Here is a 15,188-nt window from a genome sequence, read left to right as displayed (position 1 = left end):
CCCGTCAGGCCGGCGCTACAGCGGCCGCCCCCAAGGCGGCGGCCAGTGCCACCAAAGACAGGGAGCTCGAACAGAAAAAGGCCCAGGCCGAAGCCGCGGAAGCCGCCAAAGCCAAGGCCGAGCAGGAAAAGCTTGCCAAGGCGCGCGCCGAAAACTGCGCGCGCGCACGCCAGGCCAAAGCCACCTTTGAGAGCGGGCGTCCCTTGTCTTACACCAATGCAAAGGGCGAGCGGGGGTTCATGGACGAAGCGACACGCAATGCGGAGGTCAAGCGCATCGACGGCATCATTGCCTCTGATTGCAAGGGTTGACCTGCGCGCACTGCGCGACGCAACCGCCCGTTCAGGCAGTTGTGCTGATTCAATAGCCCGGCTTGCCGCCCGGCCGCTTTCTTGCAAACAGCCCCGTCGTGCGCGCCCCTTGACGCGCAAAGCGCTGGCGACGGGCCACCTTGGGGTCCACCCGAAGCGGGCGGTAAATCTCTACCCGGTCGAGATCGGCAACGGCAGAGTCCATCGCGGCTTGGCGTCCCCAGATGCCCAAGGGGGGCCCGCTTGCGTCGATCGCACCATCGCTGTCTGGCAAGGTCAAGCAAGCAAGTTCGCTTCCACAGGCCAGCAGCGCATCCTGAACCGTTGCCGGGGCCTGCAACTGCACCACCCATTCACGCGTTTGACGCGGCCCTGTGCATGCCACCACGGTCACGTTCAACCTGTCTGGGGCGGCGCTGTCAGCCATACACCTGTTCCGCGCGCTTGACGAAGGCATCCACCATGCTGCTGGCAATGCGGTCAAACACCGGGCCCACCAGCACTGCCAAGGCCGCGCTGTCAAACCCGTAGTTCAGGCGCAACTCCACCTTGCAGGCGCGCTGGGTTCCGTCGCCGACCGGGTGGAAATGCCAATCACCGTCCAGTCGCGAAAAAGGGCCTTCAACGAGATGCATCTGCACACGGCGGCCAAGCTCGTGGGTGTTTCGCGTGACGAAGGTCTGGCGGATGCCGCTGAAAGCGATGCCCACCTCGGCCGTCATGCCATCCGACGAGGTTTCGCGCACGGTCGAGTGATCGCACCAGGGCAAAAACTGGGGATAGTGCTCAACCCCCGTGACCAGGGCAAACATTTCCTCAGGGCTGTACCAGATCAGGACGGACTTATGGACGGTTTTCATGCAGACAAAGCCATCGGCTGCCCCACCAGCGGCGGGGCCGAAGGCCAGGGAAATTACAATCGCGCATTTGCGAAGACGCCCATTTTAGGGAAGCCCTTTCATCCGGCAGTACACGCCCCATTTTGGATGAAGGTGTTGCGCAGGCAGTCGGCCTGCGGCCGGGCACAGGACCCCACAGGCGTACGGTCGCAAACCCATGGCAGCCGCATGCGCTTGGACGAGTCCGCAGCACGGGGGGCAGTGTTCTACTCGTATATGCGCCGCGCTCTGCGGTGACACAGACCCCATCAGCCCACGGCACGCACAGTGCAAACCTCGATCAGACCCATGGCCCCCAAAAAGCCCGATCCCACCGCCCGCATTGCCGACAACAAAAAAGCGGCCTACAACTATTTTTTCGAGGAACGCCACGAGGCGGGAATGGTGCTGCACGGCTGGGAAGTCAAGGCGCTGCGTGAGGGCAAAGTCCAGCTGACAGACGGCTACGTTCTGATCCGCGATGGCGAGCTGTATTTGCTGGGCTGCCAGATCCAGGCGCTCAAAACAGCGTCGACGCATGTCAGCCCCGACGCCGCCCGCACCAAGAAGCTGTTGCTCAAGAAGGACGAGATCAAACGGCTGATCGGCAAGGTGGAGCAAAAGGGCTACACCCTGGTACCGCTCAACCTGCACTGGAAGAACGGTTTGGTCAAATGCGAGATCGCTCTGGCCAAGGGCAAAGCCGAGCACGACAAGCGCGACACCATCAAGGACCGCGAAGGCAAGCGCGAGGTCGAGCGTGCGATGAAGAGCCGAAACCGCTGATGCGCCCCATCAGGGGAGCGTGCGCCGACGCCGCAGCGGGCAGGCTCGCACGCCGTGGTGGCCCCTTCGTTGCGTGGCACCACCTCAGCCCGCTGCCGCTTGCAATAGCGACCAACCGCCCTCACACCAGGCTGGCCAGTGGGTGCGCGTGTGCGGGCCAGGGGCTGGCGAAAAATGGGGCCACCATTTCGGCCGTCACGTCTTCGATGCGCGCCGGGCTCCATCGGGGCGCGTGATCCTTGTCCACTGCAAGCGCCCGAATGCCCTCGACCGTCTCGCTCTGGCCGGGGCGCAGAAAAAAGCAGTGGCGCACCATGTCGCGCTCCATGCGCAGGTCATCGGCCAGGCCCATGGCACGCGCACGGCGAATCTGCTCCAGCACCACATGCAGCATCAACGGTGAGCGCTTGCGCAGCGTGGCAGCCGTGGCACGCGCCCAGTCCGACGAGGCGCTTTCAAGGGCGTGGACGATCTCTCCCACGGTTGGCAGGGAAAAATATTGATTAATTTCCGGCATCACGCCTGTCAGCATTGACTCAGTAGCTACCAATTTAGTAGCAACATAGTCTTTCACTGCGGCACCGCTGGCAAAGGGCTGCGCCGCCAGGGCCTCCCACAGCAGCGCCTGCTGATCGGAGGGCAGGTATCCATCGGCCAGACCGAGGGCAATCGCATCGCCCGCGCCAATGGTGTCGCCCGTCAGGGCCAGCCATTCACCGGTGCGGCCCGGGCACCGGCTCAGGAAATAGCCGCCGCCAACGTCCGGGAAGAGGCCGATGGCCGTTTCGGGCATGGCCATTTTGGTTCGCTCCGTCACCACCCGCAGGGCCGCGCCCTGGCTGATGCCCATGCCGCCACCCATGACGATGCCATCCATAAACGCAATGTAGGGCTTGTTGTAATTGTGGATGAGGTGGTTGAGGGCGTATTCCTCGGTGAAAAAATCCTCGATCAAAGGGCTGCCCTGACTGCCAGCCTGGTGCAGAAAACGGATGTCGCCGCCCGCACAGAAAGCGCCAAACGGACCTTCCTTGTTGCTACCGCGGATTGCCACGGCAAGCACCTTGTCATCGCGCTGCCAAGCCAGCAGCGTGCCCATCAGTTCGCGCACCATGCCCAGCGAAAGCGCATTGAGCGCGCGGGGCCGGTTCAGCGTGATGAATCCGACCTGCCCCTTCACTTGACTCAACACTTCCGACACGACTGCCTCCGTCATTTTTGCTCCCTCCAACCCAACAGTTCATTGAACACCAGCGCGCCAATCACCAGCGCGCCGCCGGTCAGCACCGCGGTGTCGGGCCGCTCGCCAGCGCCCATCCAGGCCAGCACGATGCCGAAGATCACTTCGAGCAGCCCGAGCAAGGCCATTTCGGGAGCCTTGAGCACCCGACCGCAGCGCACGGCCAGCACACACGGGATTGCCAGTTGCACCACGCCCAGCAAAGCCAGCAGCGCCAGGTCGTGGCCCGAGGCCTGAAAAGGCAGTGCAAAAGGCAGCGTGGCCACCACCGAGATGAGCGCACCCACCAGCACGGCGGGTACCAGGTCAACCGCCTGACCGTGACGCTGCGAATGCTGCGCGACCGTCCAGTTGATCGCAGCCGCCACCGGGACACACAGCGCCACGAGCGTGCCCACCAGCGGCAGGCCAGCCATCTGCGAACCATACATCCAGGCGATGCCCGCACCGGCAACGGCAATGGCCACCCAGGTGCGCGGCGCAATGCGGTGGCCAATGAAAATCCTTGCAAACAGCGCGGTGATCAGGGGCCCCACCGCCATGGTGACCAGCACGTTGGCAACCGGCATCAGCACCAGTGCAACCATGAACGCCGTGAACATGACGCTCCAGCACAAGCCAGAAATCCACAGCGCGCGACCGCTATGGCGCATCGAAGCCCACACGGCGCGCCCCTGCAGCGCGGGCACGATCACCAATAGCGCCAGCAGCGTGAACAGGCTGCGCCAGAACGTCACCTCAAAGCTCGCCGCATGCTCCAGGTGCCGCGTGACCACGCCAGCGATGGACCACATCAAGGTGACGGCCACCATGAGGAACACGGCTCGGGAATGGGTGAGTTTCAACATCGGCTTGGCGGTTCAGACCGACAAAAGGCCACCGCAATGCAGTGGCCTTGTGCAGCTTGCGGGTGATCAGGACCGGGCAGCGCGCTTGCGCTCGTTTTCGGTCAGATGGCGCTTGCGCAGACGCACGGACTTCGGAGTGATCTCCACGAGTTCATCATCTTCGATGAATTCCACGCCGTATTCCAGGGTCAGGTCGATCGGAGGCGTGATCTTGATCGCGTCCTCCTTGCCGGACACGCGGAAGTTGGTGAGCTGCTTGGTGCGCGTGGCGTTCACGACCAGATCGTTGTCGCGGCTGTGGATACCGACGATCATGCCTTCGTACACGGGGTCATTGGCCCTGACGAACATGCGACCACGATCGTCGAGCTTACCCAGGGCATAGGTGAAGATTTCGCCGTCGTCCATGGAGATCAGCACGCCGTTTTTGCGGCTGCCAATGTCACCCTTGTGCGGCTCGTAGCTGTCAAAGATGTTGGAGATCAGGCCCGAACCACGCGTCAGGTTCAGGAATTCATTGGTGAAACCGATCAGGCCACGGGCCGGGATGCGGTATTCAAGGCGCACGCGGCCACGGCCGTCGGACTCCATGTTCACCAGCTCGCCCTTGCGCTCGCCCAGGGCCTGCATCACCCCGCCCTGGTGGCCTTCTTCGATATCGGCCGTCACCAGCTCGATCGGCTCGCACTTCACGCCGTCGATATCCTTGAACACCACGCGCGGCTTGGACACGGCCAGCTCGTAGCCTTCGCGGCGCATGTTCTCAAGCAGGATGGTCAGGTGCAGCTCACCGCGGCCCATCACTTCGAACACGCCTTCTTCGTCGGTTTCCTTCACGCGCAGTGCCACGTTGTGCTGCAGTTCCTTTTGCAGGCGGTCCCAAATCTGGCGGCTGGTCACAAACTTGCCTTCACGGCCTGCCAGCGGCGAGGTGTTCACGCAGAAGTTCATGGTCAAGGTGGGCTCGTCCACCTTGAGCATGGGCAGCGGCGCGGGGTTGGCAGGGTCGGTCACGGTCACGCCGATACCGATGTCTTCAATGCCGTTGATCAGCACGATGTCGCCCGGGCCGGCCATCGGTGTCTGCATGCGATCGAGGCCCTGGAAGGTCAGCACCTGGTTGACGCGGCCCTTGACGGCCTTGCCATCGGGGCCTTCCATGACCAGCACGTCCTGCGCTGGCTTCAAGGTACCCTGGCTGATGCGCCCCACGCCGATGCGGCCCACGAAGCTGGAGAAGTCCAAGGCCGAGATCTGCAACTGTAGCGGGGCAGCCGGATCACCGGAATTGGCCGGAACATGCTTGAGGATGGTGTCAAACAGGGCCGACATGTCCGGGCCCCACTGCTCGCCCGGCGCACCCTCTTCCAGCGACGACCAGCCGTTGATGCCCGAGGCGTACACCACGGGGAAGTCGAGTTGCTCGTCGGTCGCGCCCAGTTTGTCAAACAGGTCGAACGCGGCGTTGACCACCTTGTCGGGGTTGGCACCGGGCTTGTCCACCTTGTTCACCACCAGGATGGGGCGCAGGCCCAGGGCCAGGGCCTTCTTGGTCACAAAGCGGGTCTGTGGCATGGGGCCTTCCTGCGCGTCGATGAGCAGCAGCACGCTGTCCACCATCGACAGTGCGCGCTCCACCTCGCCGCCGAAGTCCGCGTGGCCGGGGGTATCGACGATGTTGATGTGCGTGCCCTTCCAGCTCACGGCGCAGTTCTTGGCCAGGATGGTGATGCCACGCTCTTTTTCGATCGCATTGCTGTCCATCACCGTGTCGACCACTTTCTCATGGTCTGCAAAGGTGCCAGACTGGCGCAGCAACTGGTCCACCATGGTGGTTTTGCCGTGGTCAACGTGGGCAATGATCGCGATATTGCGGATTTGTTTCGTCATAGTTTTTCCAATGTGCCGCTGTGCGCCATCGACGCGGAATGCGGCGTGCCTTCCAAAATCTGTTGAATTTCCAGTGGACTCAGGAGCCGATCGGGCACCAGCTCACCGCCCACGACATGCCCTACCCCCAGCAATGCCGGGGGGTTCTCGCCAAACACGGCCACGGCACTGGCATCGGGCCAGTTGCCACGGCGGCGTACGCCCGACAGGAATCGGGCTGCATTGTCACCGTCCAGCGTGACACGCATGTGTTGTGCCAGCAGCGACTCGGGAGCCTGCAGGCTGGCCAGGCGTTCGGCTTCGGACATGGCCTCCAATTGCGCCAGCGTGACGCAGCGCTCGACCCCCAGGCCACCTGTGTCAATACGCCGCAGCAGGGTAAGGTGGGCGCCGCATCCCAGCGCCGCGCCAATGTCTTCACCCAGCGTGCGTATGTACGTGCCCTTGCTGCAGTTTACTATTATTTTAATAGCAAAAAGACCAGTAGCATCGTGCGTAAGCACGAGTTTTAGGGCATGAATGAGCACTTGGCGCGGCTCGCGCTCCACGATGACGCCAGCCCGCGCATATTCGTACAGCGCCTTGCCGTCCTTCTTGAGCGCGCTGTGCATCGGAGGCACCTGACGGATGGGACCGGTGAACTGCTGCTGCACGGCCAACAGCCTCTGCGGGGTGAGCTGGGCCGGGTCTACTTCGCAGCGCTGGAGCACGTCGCCCTCGGCATCGCCCGTGGTGGTGGTGGTGCCCAGCAGCGCAACCGCCTCGTAGGTCTTGGCTGCATCAAGCTGCAGCTGGCTGAACTTGGTAGCCGCGCCGAAGCACAGGGGCAGCACGCCGCTGGCCAGCGGATCCAGCGTGCCCGTGTGCCCGGCTTTTTCGGCGCGCAGCAACCATTTTGCCTTTTGCAAGGCGTCATTGCTCGACAGGCCGAGCGGTTTATCGAGCAGCAACACCCCATGCACAGGGCGCCGCTGCACCCTGGTGCGTGGCGTGTGCATGGGCTAGTCCTCTTTGGCGCGCGAAGAAACCGCCTTGGCGATCAGCGCGTTCATGTCGGCCGCGCGCTCGGAGGTGCGGTCAAACACGAAATGCAGCGTGGGCACCGTGTGGATGTGCAGGCGCTTGAACAGGCCATTGCGCAGGAAACCCGCAGCCTGGTTGAGGGCGGCCTGGGTTTCCACAGGGTCGCCCGTCAGCAGGCTGAAAAAGACCTTGGCGTGCGCGTAATCGGGCGTGACCTCCACGCCCTGCAGCGTGACCATCCCCACGCGCGGGTCTTTCAACTCGCGCGCGATCAGCTCGGTCAGATCGCGCTGGATCTGATCGGCAACCTTGAAGGCGCGGTTGGGGGTGGCAGATTTTTTGGTCACCATGTCGATTCACCCATGCATGGGCAGCCACCAACGGTCTGCGCGCGGAAGGTAGAACTGGCGAGGCTCATGCGAGAGGACGACACGCACCGCTTTGCCGGTAATGCTGCGCACATCGATGAAGCCGATGAAGCGCGAATCGCGGCTGTTGTCGCGGTTGTCGCCCAGGACCATCACATGGCCCTCGGGCACGCGCACCGGCGCAAAATCAGTCAGGCGGTTGAAGCGGGGCAGACGGGCCACCTCAAATGGCGTGTCGTTCAGGGTTTCCTGCCAGATCTCCTGATCGACCATGCCGTACTCGGTAGGAACCGGCCGCAGGCCTTGCACCAGCGTGCGAGGCTGGGGTTGCCCATTGAGTACCAGACGATTGCCCGACATGGACACCTCATCCCCGGCCACCGCGACCACACGCTTGATGAGATTGATCCCGTCATCCGGTGAATCGAAGGTGACCACATCGCCACGCCGGGGCGTGGCCCATCGCGTCACCTCGCGCAGCGTGAAGGGCACGCGAAGGCTGTAGGCGCGCTTGTCCACCAGCACACGGTCGCCCGCATAAATGGTGGGGTTCATCGACGACGATGGAATGTAATTCCAGTCGGCCACGGCCGACCGAAACACGAGCATCAGGCCCACGAACAACGTGAGTCCCCGGTACTCTTTCCACATTCGGTGAATGAACTGCATCTGGTTCCCTCTTGGCTGCACCGGGCTTACAGCGTCCGTGCGATTTCCTTGATGTCAAAGAATTCGAGTTGATCACCTTCCTTGATGTCGTTGAAGTTCTTGAGCTTGATACCGCACTCAAAGCCTTCCTTCACATCGCGGACATCGTCCTTGAGGCGCTTGATCGAATCGACTTCACCGGTATAGACCACCACGTTGTCGCGCAGCAGACGGAACTTGGCATTGCGGTGCACCATGCCCGAGGTGATGTACGAGCCGGCAATCGTGCCGATCTTGGTGGCCACGAACACGGTTCGGATCTCGGCGGTGCCGATGACTTCCTCGCGCTGCTCTGGGGCCAGCATGCCGGACATGGCGACCTTGAGCTCATCCACCGCGTCGTAAATGATGCTGTGGTAGTGCAGATCCACGCCATTGCCTTCGGCCAGCTTGCGGGCACCGGCATCGGCGCGCACATTAAAGCCGATGACGATGGCCTTGGAGGCAATTGCCAGGTTGATATCGGATTCGCTGATGCCACCCACTCCGGCATACACCAGCTGGACCTTGATTTCATCGGTCGACAGCTTGAGCAACGACTGCGCCAGCGCTTCCTGCGAACCCTGCACATCGGCCTTGACGATGATGGGCAAGGTCTTGACCTCGCCCGCCGTCATGTCGGCAAACATGTTTTCCAGCTTGGCGGCCTGTTGCTTGGCCAGCTTGGTGTTGCGGAACTTGCCTGCGCGGTAGGTGGCGATTTCGCGGGCACGGCGCTCGTCTGTGAGCACCATGAACTCGTCGCCAGCCTGCGGCACCTCGGTCAGCCCCTGGATTTCCACCGGAATCGACGGGCCAGCCGTTTTGGCGACCTTGCCGTTTTCGTCCAGCATGGCCCGCACGCGGCCGAAAGTCTGGCCTGCCAGCACCACATCACCCACCTTGAGCGTGCCGGACTGCACCAGCACGGTAGCCACAGGGCCACGGCCCTTGTCCAGTTGGGCTTCGATCACCAGACCCTTGGCCAGCGAATCGACTGGCGCCCTGAGCTCCAGCACTTCGGCCTGCAACAGCACCTGCTCAAGCAGCGTGTCGATGCCCATGCCGGTCTTGGAGGAGACGGGCACGAAGGGCGAATCGCCACCGTATTCTTCTGGCACCACCTCTTCCACCACCAGTTCCTGCTTGACGCGGTCGGGGTTGGCATCGGGCTTGTCTGCCTTGGTGATGGCCACCACGATCGGAACGCCCGCGGCCTTCGCGTGCTTGATGGCTTCCCGGGTCTGCGGCATGACACCGTCATCTGCGGCCACAACCAGGATCACGATGTCGGTGGCCTGAGCACCACGGGCACGCATGGCCGTGAAGGCCTCGTGACCGGGAGTGTCGAGGAACGACACCATGCCACGTGGCGTTTCCACATGGTAGGCACCAATGTGCTGTGTGATACCACCCGCTTCGCCCGCAGCCACCTTGGAGCGACGGATGTAGTCGAGCAACGAGGTCTTGCCGTGGTCCACGTGGCCCATGACCGTCACCACCGGAGCGCGTGGCAGAAGTTCGGCGCTTTGCTGGGACGACTCGTCGTCGGTGAAGGCTTCCGGATCGTCCAGGGCGGCAACCACGGCCTTGTGACCGAGCTCTTCCACCACGATCATGGCGGTGTCCTGGTCCAGCGGCTGGTTGATGGTGACCATCTGGCCCATCTTCATCAGGGCCTTGATGACCTCGTTGGCCTTGATCGACATCTTGTGCGCGAGTTCGGCCACCGTGATGGTCTCAGGCACATGCACTTCGATAATGCGCGCCTCGACCGGTGCCGACTGCTGGTGGTCCTCGCGCTGGTCGCGACTGTCGCCACGGCGGCCACGCGGCCCGCCACGCCAGTTGTTGCGACCGACACCACCGCTGCTGTCGCCGCGGGTTTTGATTTCTTTCTTCTTGGCCGTTTCGTTGGCCCAGCTGGAGGAAAGCTTGGCCGACTTGACCTCCTTGCCTGCGCCCGGCGCGCCTGCCCCGGCTGCCACCGGAGCGGCTGCACGCGCCACACCCGTGCCAACCGCAGGCTTGTGCAGTGTGCCCTTTTTGCCGTCGCCGACCGCACCGGGCTTGGCCTCCGGCTTCGGTTCCTCGGGCTTTTTGGCGACCATGACCGCCTTCTTGGGCGCGGCCATCATCGAGCGGATTGCCGCTGCTTCCGCCTCGGCCTTGCGGCGGCGTGCGTCGAGATCGGCAGCGCGGGCAGATTCTTCTTCAGAACGGGCCTTGGACTCGGCTGCCGCCTTTTCGCGGGCCTCGGCTTGCGCCGCAGTGCGTGCCGCAACTTCGGCTGCCTGCTCGCGGGTGGCCTCCTGCTTGACTGCGGATGCCTGGGCCCTTTTTTCGGCTTCCTGGGCAGCGTAGGCGGCAGCACGCTCTTCGGCTTCGCGCTCGCGCTTCTCGCGGGCTTCGCGTTCGGCACGTTTTTCGGCCAGCTCAGCTTCCTGCCGGCGAATCAGCTCGGCTTGGCGGCGAGCTTCTTCCTCGCGGCGGGCCAGCTCCAGGTCATCGCGGGACAGGGCGGGCTGTTCGGATACCTGCTCGCGGCTTTCCGCGGTGGCCTCGGCACCATCGTCGCGCTGAATGAACGTGCGCTTCTTGCGAACCTCCACCTGAATCGTGCGCGCCTTGCCAGTGGCATCGGCCTGCTTGATTTCGCTGGTGGATTTCTTCACCAGAGTGATCTTTTTGCGATCGGCTGAGGCCGTACCGTGGCTGGCCTGCAGATAGGCCAGCAGTTTTTGCTTGTCCGACTCTGTGAGCGGATCGGCGGGCGAAGCCTTGCCCACGCCGGCAGCCTTGAGCTGGTCGAGCAGGGTTTCAGGCGATTTCTTGAGTTCGGTGGCGAACTCGGCGACAGTGTTACTGGACATATGTGGTTCGCGCCTCCCTGGCCGTTACTCTTGCCCCGCGAACCAGTGTTCGCGCGCCTTCATGATCAAGGCTTTGGCATCGTCTTCAGACTGTCCGGTCAGGTCGGTCAGTTCATCAATGGCCAGATCGGCCAGGTCGTCACGTGTATGCACCCCGCCATCGGCCAGTTTGGCGATCAGCTCGGGGGTCAGGCCTTCGAGGTCGCGCAGGTCCTGGGAGACCTCGTCCACGCTTTCCTCACGAGCGATTTCCATCGTCAGCAGCGCATCCTTGGCACGGGCGCGCAGCTCGTTGACGGTGTCTTCGTCGAAGCTTTCGATCTCCAGCATTTCCTGCAGGGGCACATAGGCCACTTCTTCCAGGGTGTTAAAGCCCTCGGAGATCAGGATGTCGGCGATTTCCTCGTCAACGTCGAGCCTTTCCATGAACAGCTTGCGTGCCGTGTCGGTTTCGTTGGCCTGCTTTTGGGCGCTTTCGGCGGCGTCCATGATGTTGATCTTCCAGCCCGTAAGGTCGGAAGCCAGGCGCACGTTTTGCCCGCCGCGCCCGATGGCGATGGCCAGGTTTTCCTCATCGACGACCACGTCCATGGCGTGCTTTTCTTCGTCCACGACGATCGACGACACATTGGCCGGAGCCAGGGCGCCAATCACGAACTGGGCCGGGTCTTCCGACCACAGCACGATATCCACCCGCTCGCCAGCCAGTTCATTGGTGACCGCATTCACCCGGGTGCCGCGCACGCCGACGCAGGTGCCAATGGGGTCAACGCGCTTGTCGTGCGAGATCACGGCAATCTTGGCGCGAGAGCCGGGGTCACGGGCACAGGTCTTGATCTCCAGCAGGCCCTGCTCGATCTCGGGCACTTCCTGGCGGAACAGTTCGATCATGAACTCCGGGGCCGAACGCGACAGGATGATCGGCGCGCCGCGCAGGGTCAGGTCCACCTCCATGATCATGGCGCGCACACGGTCGCCACTGCGAAGATTTTCCTTGGGGATCATCTCGCTGCGGCGCAGGCGGCCTTCCACACGACCGGACTCAACGATGATGTCGCCCTTGTCCATGCGCTTGACGGTACCGGTGAAAATCTTTTCGCCGCGCGACATGAACTCGCTGAGCAACATCTCACGCTCGGCATCGCGAATCTTTTGCAAGATGACCTGCTTGGCCGCCATGGCACCAATGCGGCCGATGGGCACGGACTCGACGCTCTCTTCAATGTATTCGCCCACCTCGATGTCAGGAATGCGGTCGCGCGCATCCATGAGCAGTTCTTCGGCTTCGGGGTTTTGCAGTCCCGCATCGTCCGGCACGACCAGCCAGCGACGGAAGGTTTCGTAGTTGCCGCTGTCGCGATCGACAGACACCCGGATGTCGACCTCGCCCTGGTAAAGCTTCTTGGTGGCCTGGGCCAACGCAGACTCCACTGCACCCAGCACCACATCCCGCTCGACATTCTTTTCGCGCGAAATAGCCTCAACCAACATCAATAGTTCGCGATTCATGCGACAACTCTCCTGTTTCAATCATTCAACAGCGCTCTGCCTGCAGCAGCTGGCGCCCGTTCATTCCGTAGCGAGTCACCAGGCTCAGGCAGACGCCACCCCCGCCTTGCCTGCGCGCCCTTTGAAATCCACAATGGGAGCGAGCCGGGCATCCCGTATCTCATCGAGGGAGAACCCCAGCGCCTGCAAAGGGGCCTGAGCCCGCTTTTTGCTCACTTTTTGACCCGGTTTGACCGGCGGCTCATCGCTCCAGACGATTTGCCAGCCACCAGATTCGGCCCGCGAGAGCAGACCCCGAAATTTCTTGCGCGTGGCGTTGACCTGCCCCGCTGCGGCTGCGACGCCAATCGGCGCCTTAAGCGTGATGTCGATGACCTGCCCCGCAAACCGGTCGAAGTCCTGTTCGTGGCGAAGCGGACGATCGATGCCGGGGGAAGAGACCTCCAGGCGCTTGTACTCAGCCCCATCGACCTCCAGCGCAAACTGAAGCTGGCGGGTGACCTTCTCACAGTCTTCCACCGTCACAAATTGCTCTACCACGGGCGCAACGGCATCTGCGGACGGCCGCACCCAGGGCAAGTCGATCGTCACACGCAACAAACCGCCGGGGGAGCGCTCAATCTCCACCAGGTCATACCCCAGGCCGGTAACGGTTTGCTCTACGACTTGCTGCAGTGCCACGTGATTCAGTTCTATCCCGGAAAAACAAAAAACCCGATAACCCCCGGAGACTTCCCCGACAGCTTCGAGCTCGAAAAGCAACCGACCAAAAAAAACGGGCGGTTGGTACCCGCCCGTTTGGTCGTGAAGCAATTATTGTAGCGCGTAAAGCGTTGATTTGCAACGAGTCATGGTGCCGCCATCGCCCATGCTGATGGTTTGCACCGCGGCCGCCCTGCACGCAGGCTGGCGCGGCAGCGCAGCCGTAGGCGGGACGGGCACCCCGTTACGCGAACGAGGGCGCCGTCCAACGGTCCAGGCAGGCCATCCCACACCCCGCAGGGCACCCTCAATCACTGCGCGCGGGCCGCCCGCACCCGCTCGAACACCGCCTGAGCCTCGTGACCAGCGCCAGATGCCGCGTGAGCGGTCTGCAGACTGCCCAGCAGCCGGGCGAGCACCTGCGCCTGCGGCAACAACGGGCCAAGAAAAAGCGCACGGGAGCCGTCGGCGATGAGCACGGTGGGGAAGGTTTCCACATCCAGGTCACCGGCCAGTTCGGACTCGTCCTCGACATCCACCCATTCAAACCTCACGCCGGGGTGGGCACGGGCCAGGTCTTCAAAGATGGGGCGATAGTCGCGGCAGGTGCCGCACCAGCCTGCACACAGGCACACAACCCACCAGGCGCGCGACTCGCCCGTTGCAGGGCCAGCGGATTCGGGCGATACGGGGGCACGGTTCATGGGCGCAAATTCCTGATGGACGCAATGATGCGTCCTTCCTACCTGTGGCCCTCGGCGGCGCCAGGGCCAGCGACGCTCGCGGGCGCGAGCTACAGCCCCCGACGTTCTCGGGCGCGATACACCTCCATGGTACCGACTGCGGGCGCATGGTTGCCCCAACTGTTGCGGATAAAGGTCGCCACGGCCGCAATATCCTCGTCGCCCAGCACATGCTGGAAGGGCGGCATGCCGTGTGGCCTGGGGTTACCGGCCGTGGCAGGCAGGTAGCCCCCCTGGAGCACCACCCGCACCACGTTGGTCGGATCGCTCAGCATGACTGCGCGGTTGCCCTTGAGCGGCGGGAACGCCCCCGGCGTTCCGCCGCCCTCGTCTCCGTGGCACTGTGCGCAGTGCTGCCCATACACCCCGGCACCCTTGTCCATGGACGAAGCAGGCGCACGGGCCGCAACCGCGCGCACGGGCTCCTGCGGCGGCAATGCCTGCAAATAAATGGCCATGGCCCGGGCGTCGGCATCACTCAGATATTGCGTGCTGCGAAACACCACCTCGGCCATCGGACCGAGCACCGACCCTTGCGGGGCCACACCGGTCTTGAGCAAGGCCACCACGTCGTCGGTGGGCCAATGGCCAACCGCGGCCTCCGCCGCTGCATTCAGCGCGGGCGCGTACCAGTTTTGAACCGGTATCAGCCCGCCCGTGAAGGCCCTGGCATCCAGGGTCGCGCCCAGCGCATTGCGGGGGGTGTGGCAGGCGGTGCAATGCCCGAGCCCGTTGACCAGGTACGCGCCTCGGTTCCATTCGGCGCTCTGAACCGGATCAGGCTGCGCAGCGCCCGGCTCGAAGAACAAGGCCCGCCACACACCCAGCGCCGCCTGCGTGCTGTACGGGAAACGCAGCGCGTGCGGGCGGTTCGGCTCGGCTGCGGGCGCCACGGTCGTGAGGTAGGCGTAGATGGCGTCCGAATCCTCGCGGGTGATGTGCGTGTAATTGGGGTACGGGAACGCCGGGTACAGCAGCCGCCCACCCTTGCTGCGCCCATGGTGCATGGCGCGCCAGAACTCGGCCGAGGTCCAGGCACCGATGCCGTGAGCAGCGTCCGGCGTGAGGTTGGAACTGAACACCACACCAAAAGGCGTTTCAATGCCCCGACCGCCTGCATACGCTGCGCCGCCCTGCGCGGTGTGGCAGGCCATGCAGTTGCCCACGCGCGCCAGGTACTCACCGCGCGCCGCCAGGGCTGGGCTGAACTCCAGGGTTTCTGCGGCAGGCAGTGGCGCTTCGCCGCGCAGATTGAGCGACACCAGGGCGGCCGCCGCCACGCCCAGGGCGGCCAAGACAGCCGAAAGAGTCCATAAAACAGGTTTCATGG

At 63.4% G+C, this 15,188-nt stretch carries 14 protein-coding genes and 1 pseudogene; 2 read left to right on the top strand and 13 right to left on the bottom strand.

Translation table 11 applies throughout. The features are described 5' to 3' along the window. Positions 1-311: pseudogene (locus ACK543_RS12750) on the top strand (DUF4124 domain-containing protein); the annotation flags it as partial. 49 nt (positions 312-360) lie between these two features. Here ACK543_RS12750 and ACK543_RS12745 read toward each other — a convergent pair. Together ACK543_RS12745 and ACK543_RS12740 are read right to left on the bottom strand one after the other, a co-directional pair. Further along, complete coding sequence (locus tag ACK543_RS12745; RefSeq protein ID WP_409943215.1) at positions 361-738, bottom strand: RnfH family protein; 378 nt, start codon at positions 736-738, stop codon at positions 361-363. Next, a complete protein-coding gene (locus ACK543_RS12740) occupies positions 731-1,171 on the bottom strand; it encodes a type II toxin-antitoxin system RatA family toxin (RefSeq protein ID WP_409943214.1) in 441 nt (146 codons plus the stop codon). Before ACK543_RS12740 ends, ACK543_RS12745 begins: the two co-directional genes overlap by 8 nt. 327 nt (positions 1,172-1,498) lie before the next feature. On the opposite strand from ACK543_RS12740, the gene smpB reads away from it, so the two are divergent. Beyond that, on the top strand, positions 1,499-1,975 hold the full coding sequence (gene smpB, locus ACK543_RS12735) for an SsrA-binding protein SmpB (RefSeq protein WP_409943213.1): 477 nt from the start codon (positions 1,499-1,501) through the stop codon (positions 1,973-1,975). Between the two features lie 121 nt (positions 1,976-2,096). Here smpB and ACK543_RS12730 read toward each other — a convergent pair whose 3' ends face one another. The 11 genes from ACK543_RS12730 to ACK543_RS12680 form a co-directional block, all read right to left on the bottom strand. After that, positions 2,097-3,191, bottom strand: coding sequence for an enoyl-CoA hydratase/isomerase family protein (locus ACK543_RS12730; RefSeq protein ID WP_409943212.1), 1,095 nt, complete (start codon positions 3,189-3,191; stop codon positions 2,097-2,099). Continuing rightward, a complete protein-coding gene (locus ACK543_RS12725; RefSeq protein WP_409943211.1) occupies positions 3,188-4,063 on the bottom strand; it encodes a DMT family transporter in 876 nt (291 codons plus the stop codon). The genes ACK543_RS12730 and ACK543_RS12725 overlap by 4 nt, the downstream gene beginning before the upstream one ends. A 66-nt stretch (positions 4,064-4,129) precedes the next feature. Next, entirely contained in the window at positions 4,130-5,953 is a 1,824-nt protein-coding gene (typA, locus tag ACK543_RS12720; protein WP_409943210.1) for a translational GTPase TypA, read from the bottom strand. Further along, positions 5,950-6,951 (bottom strand): tRNA pseudouridine(55) synthase TruB, encoded by a 1,002-nt coding sequence (gene truB / locus ACK543_RS12715; protein WP_409943209.1) that lies wholly within the window; start codon positions 6,949-6,951, stop codon positions 5,950-5,952. The genes typA and truB overlap by 4 nt, the downstream gene beginning before the upstream one ends. Positions 6,952-6,954: 3 nt before the next feature. Further along, positions 6,955-7,326: a 30S ribosome-binding factor RbfA gene (gene rbfA, locus ACK543_RS12710; protein ID WP_409943208.1), complete on the bottom strand. Its 372-nt coding sequence runs from the start codon at positions 7,324-7,326 to the stop codon at positions 6,955-6,957. A gap of 6 nt (positions 7,327-7,332) precedes the next feature. After that, positions 7,333-8,013: a signal peptidase I gene (lepB, locus tag ACK543_RS12705; RefSeq protein ID WP_409943207.1), complete on the bottom strand. Its 681-nt coding sequence runs from the start codon at positions 8,011-8,013 to the stop codon at positions 7,333-7,335. 26 nt (positions 8,014-8,039) lie between these two features. Further along, on the bottom strand, positions 8,040-10,904 hold the full coding sequence (infB, locus tag ACK543_RS12700; protein ID WP_409943206.1) for a translation initiation factor IF-2: 2,865 nt from the start codon (positions 10,902-10,904) through the stop codon (positions 8,040-8,042). Positions 10,905-10,928: 24 nt separating this feature from the next. Then, positions 10,929-12,413 carry a transcription termination factor NusA gene (nusA, locus tag ACK543_RS12695; protein ID WP_409943205.1) on the bottom strand — a complete coding sequence of 495 codons (1,485 nt, stop codon included), beginning with the start codon at positions 12,411-12,413 and terminating at the stop codon, positions 10,929-10,931. An 84-nt stretch (positions 12,414-12,497) separates the two neighbouring features. Then, positions 12,498-13,094: a ribosome maturation factor RimP gene (gene rimP / locus ACK543_RS12690; RefSeq protein WP_409943204.1), complete on the bottom strand. Its 597-nt coding sequence runs from the start codon at positions 13,092-13,094 to the stop codon at positions 12,498-12,500. A 332-nt stretch (positions 13,095-13,426) separates the two neighbouring features. Continuing rightward, positions 13,427-13,819 (bottom strand): thioredoxin family protein, encoded by a 393-nt coding sequence (locus ACK543_RS12685; RefSeq protein ID WP_409943203.1) that lies wholly within the window; start codon positions 13,817-13,819, stop codon positions 13,427-13,429. A gap of 89 nt (positions 13,820-13,908) precedes the next feature. Further along, positions 13,909-15,186: a c-type cytochrome gene (locus ACK543_RS12680; protein ID WP_409943202.1), complete on the bottom strand. Its 1,278-nt coding sequence runs from the start codon at positions 15,184-15,186 to the stop codon at positions 13,909-13,911. Positions 15,187-15,188: the final 2 nt, after the last annotated feature.

This window comes from Acidovorax sp., assembly GCF_046341535.1.
Classification (GTDB): domain Bacteria; phylum Pseudomonadota; class Gammaproteobacteria; order Burkholderiales; family Burkholderiaceae_C; genus Acidovorax.
The sequence above is the reverse complement of the archived record's forward strand: the minus strand, read 5'-3'. Positions and strand labels throughout refer to the sequence as shown.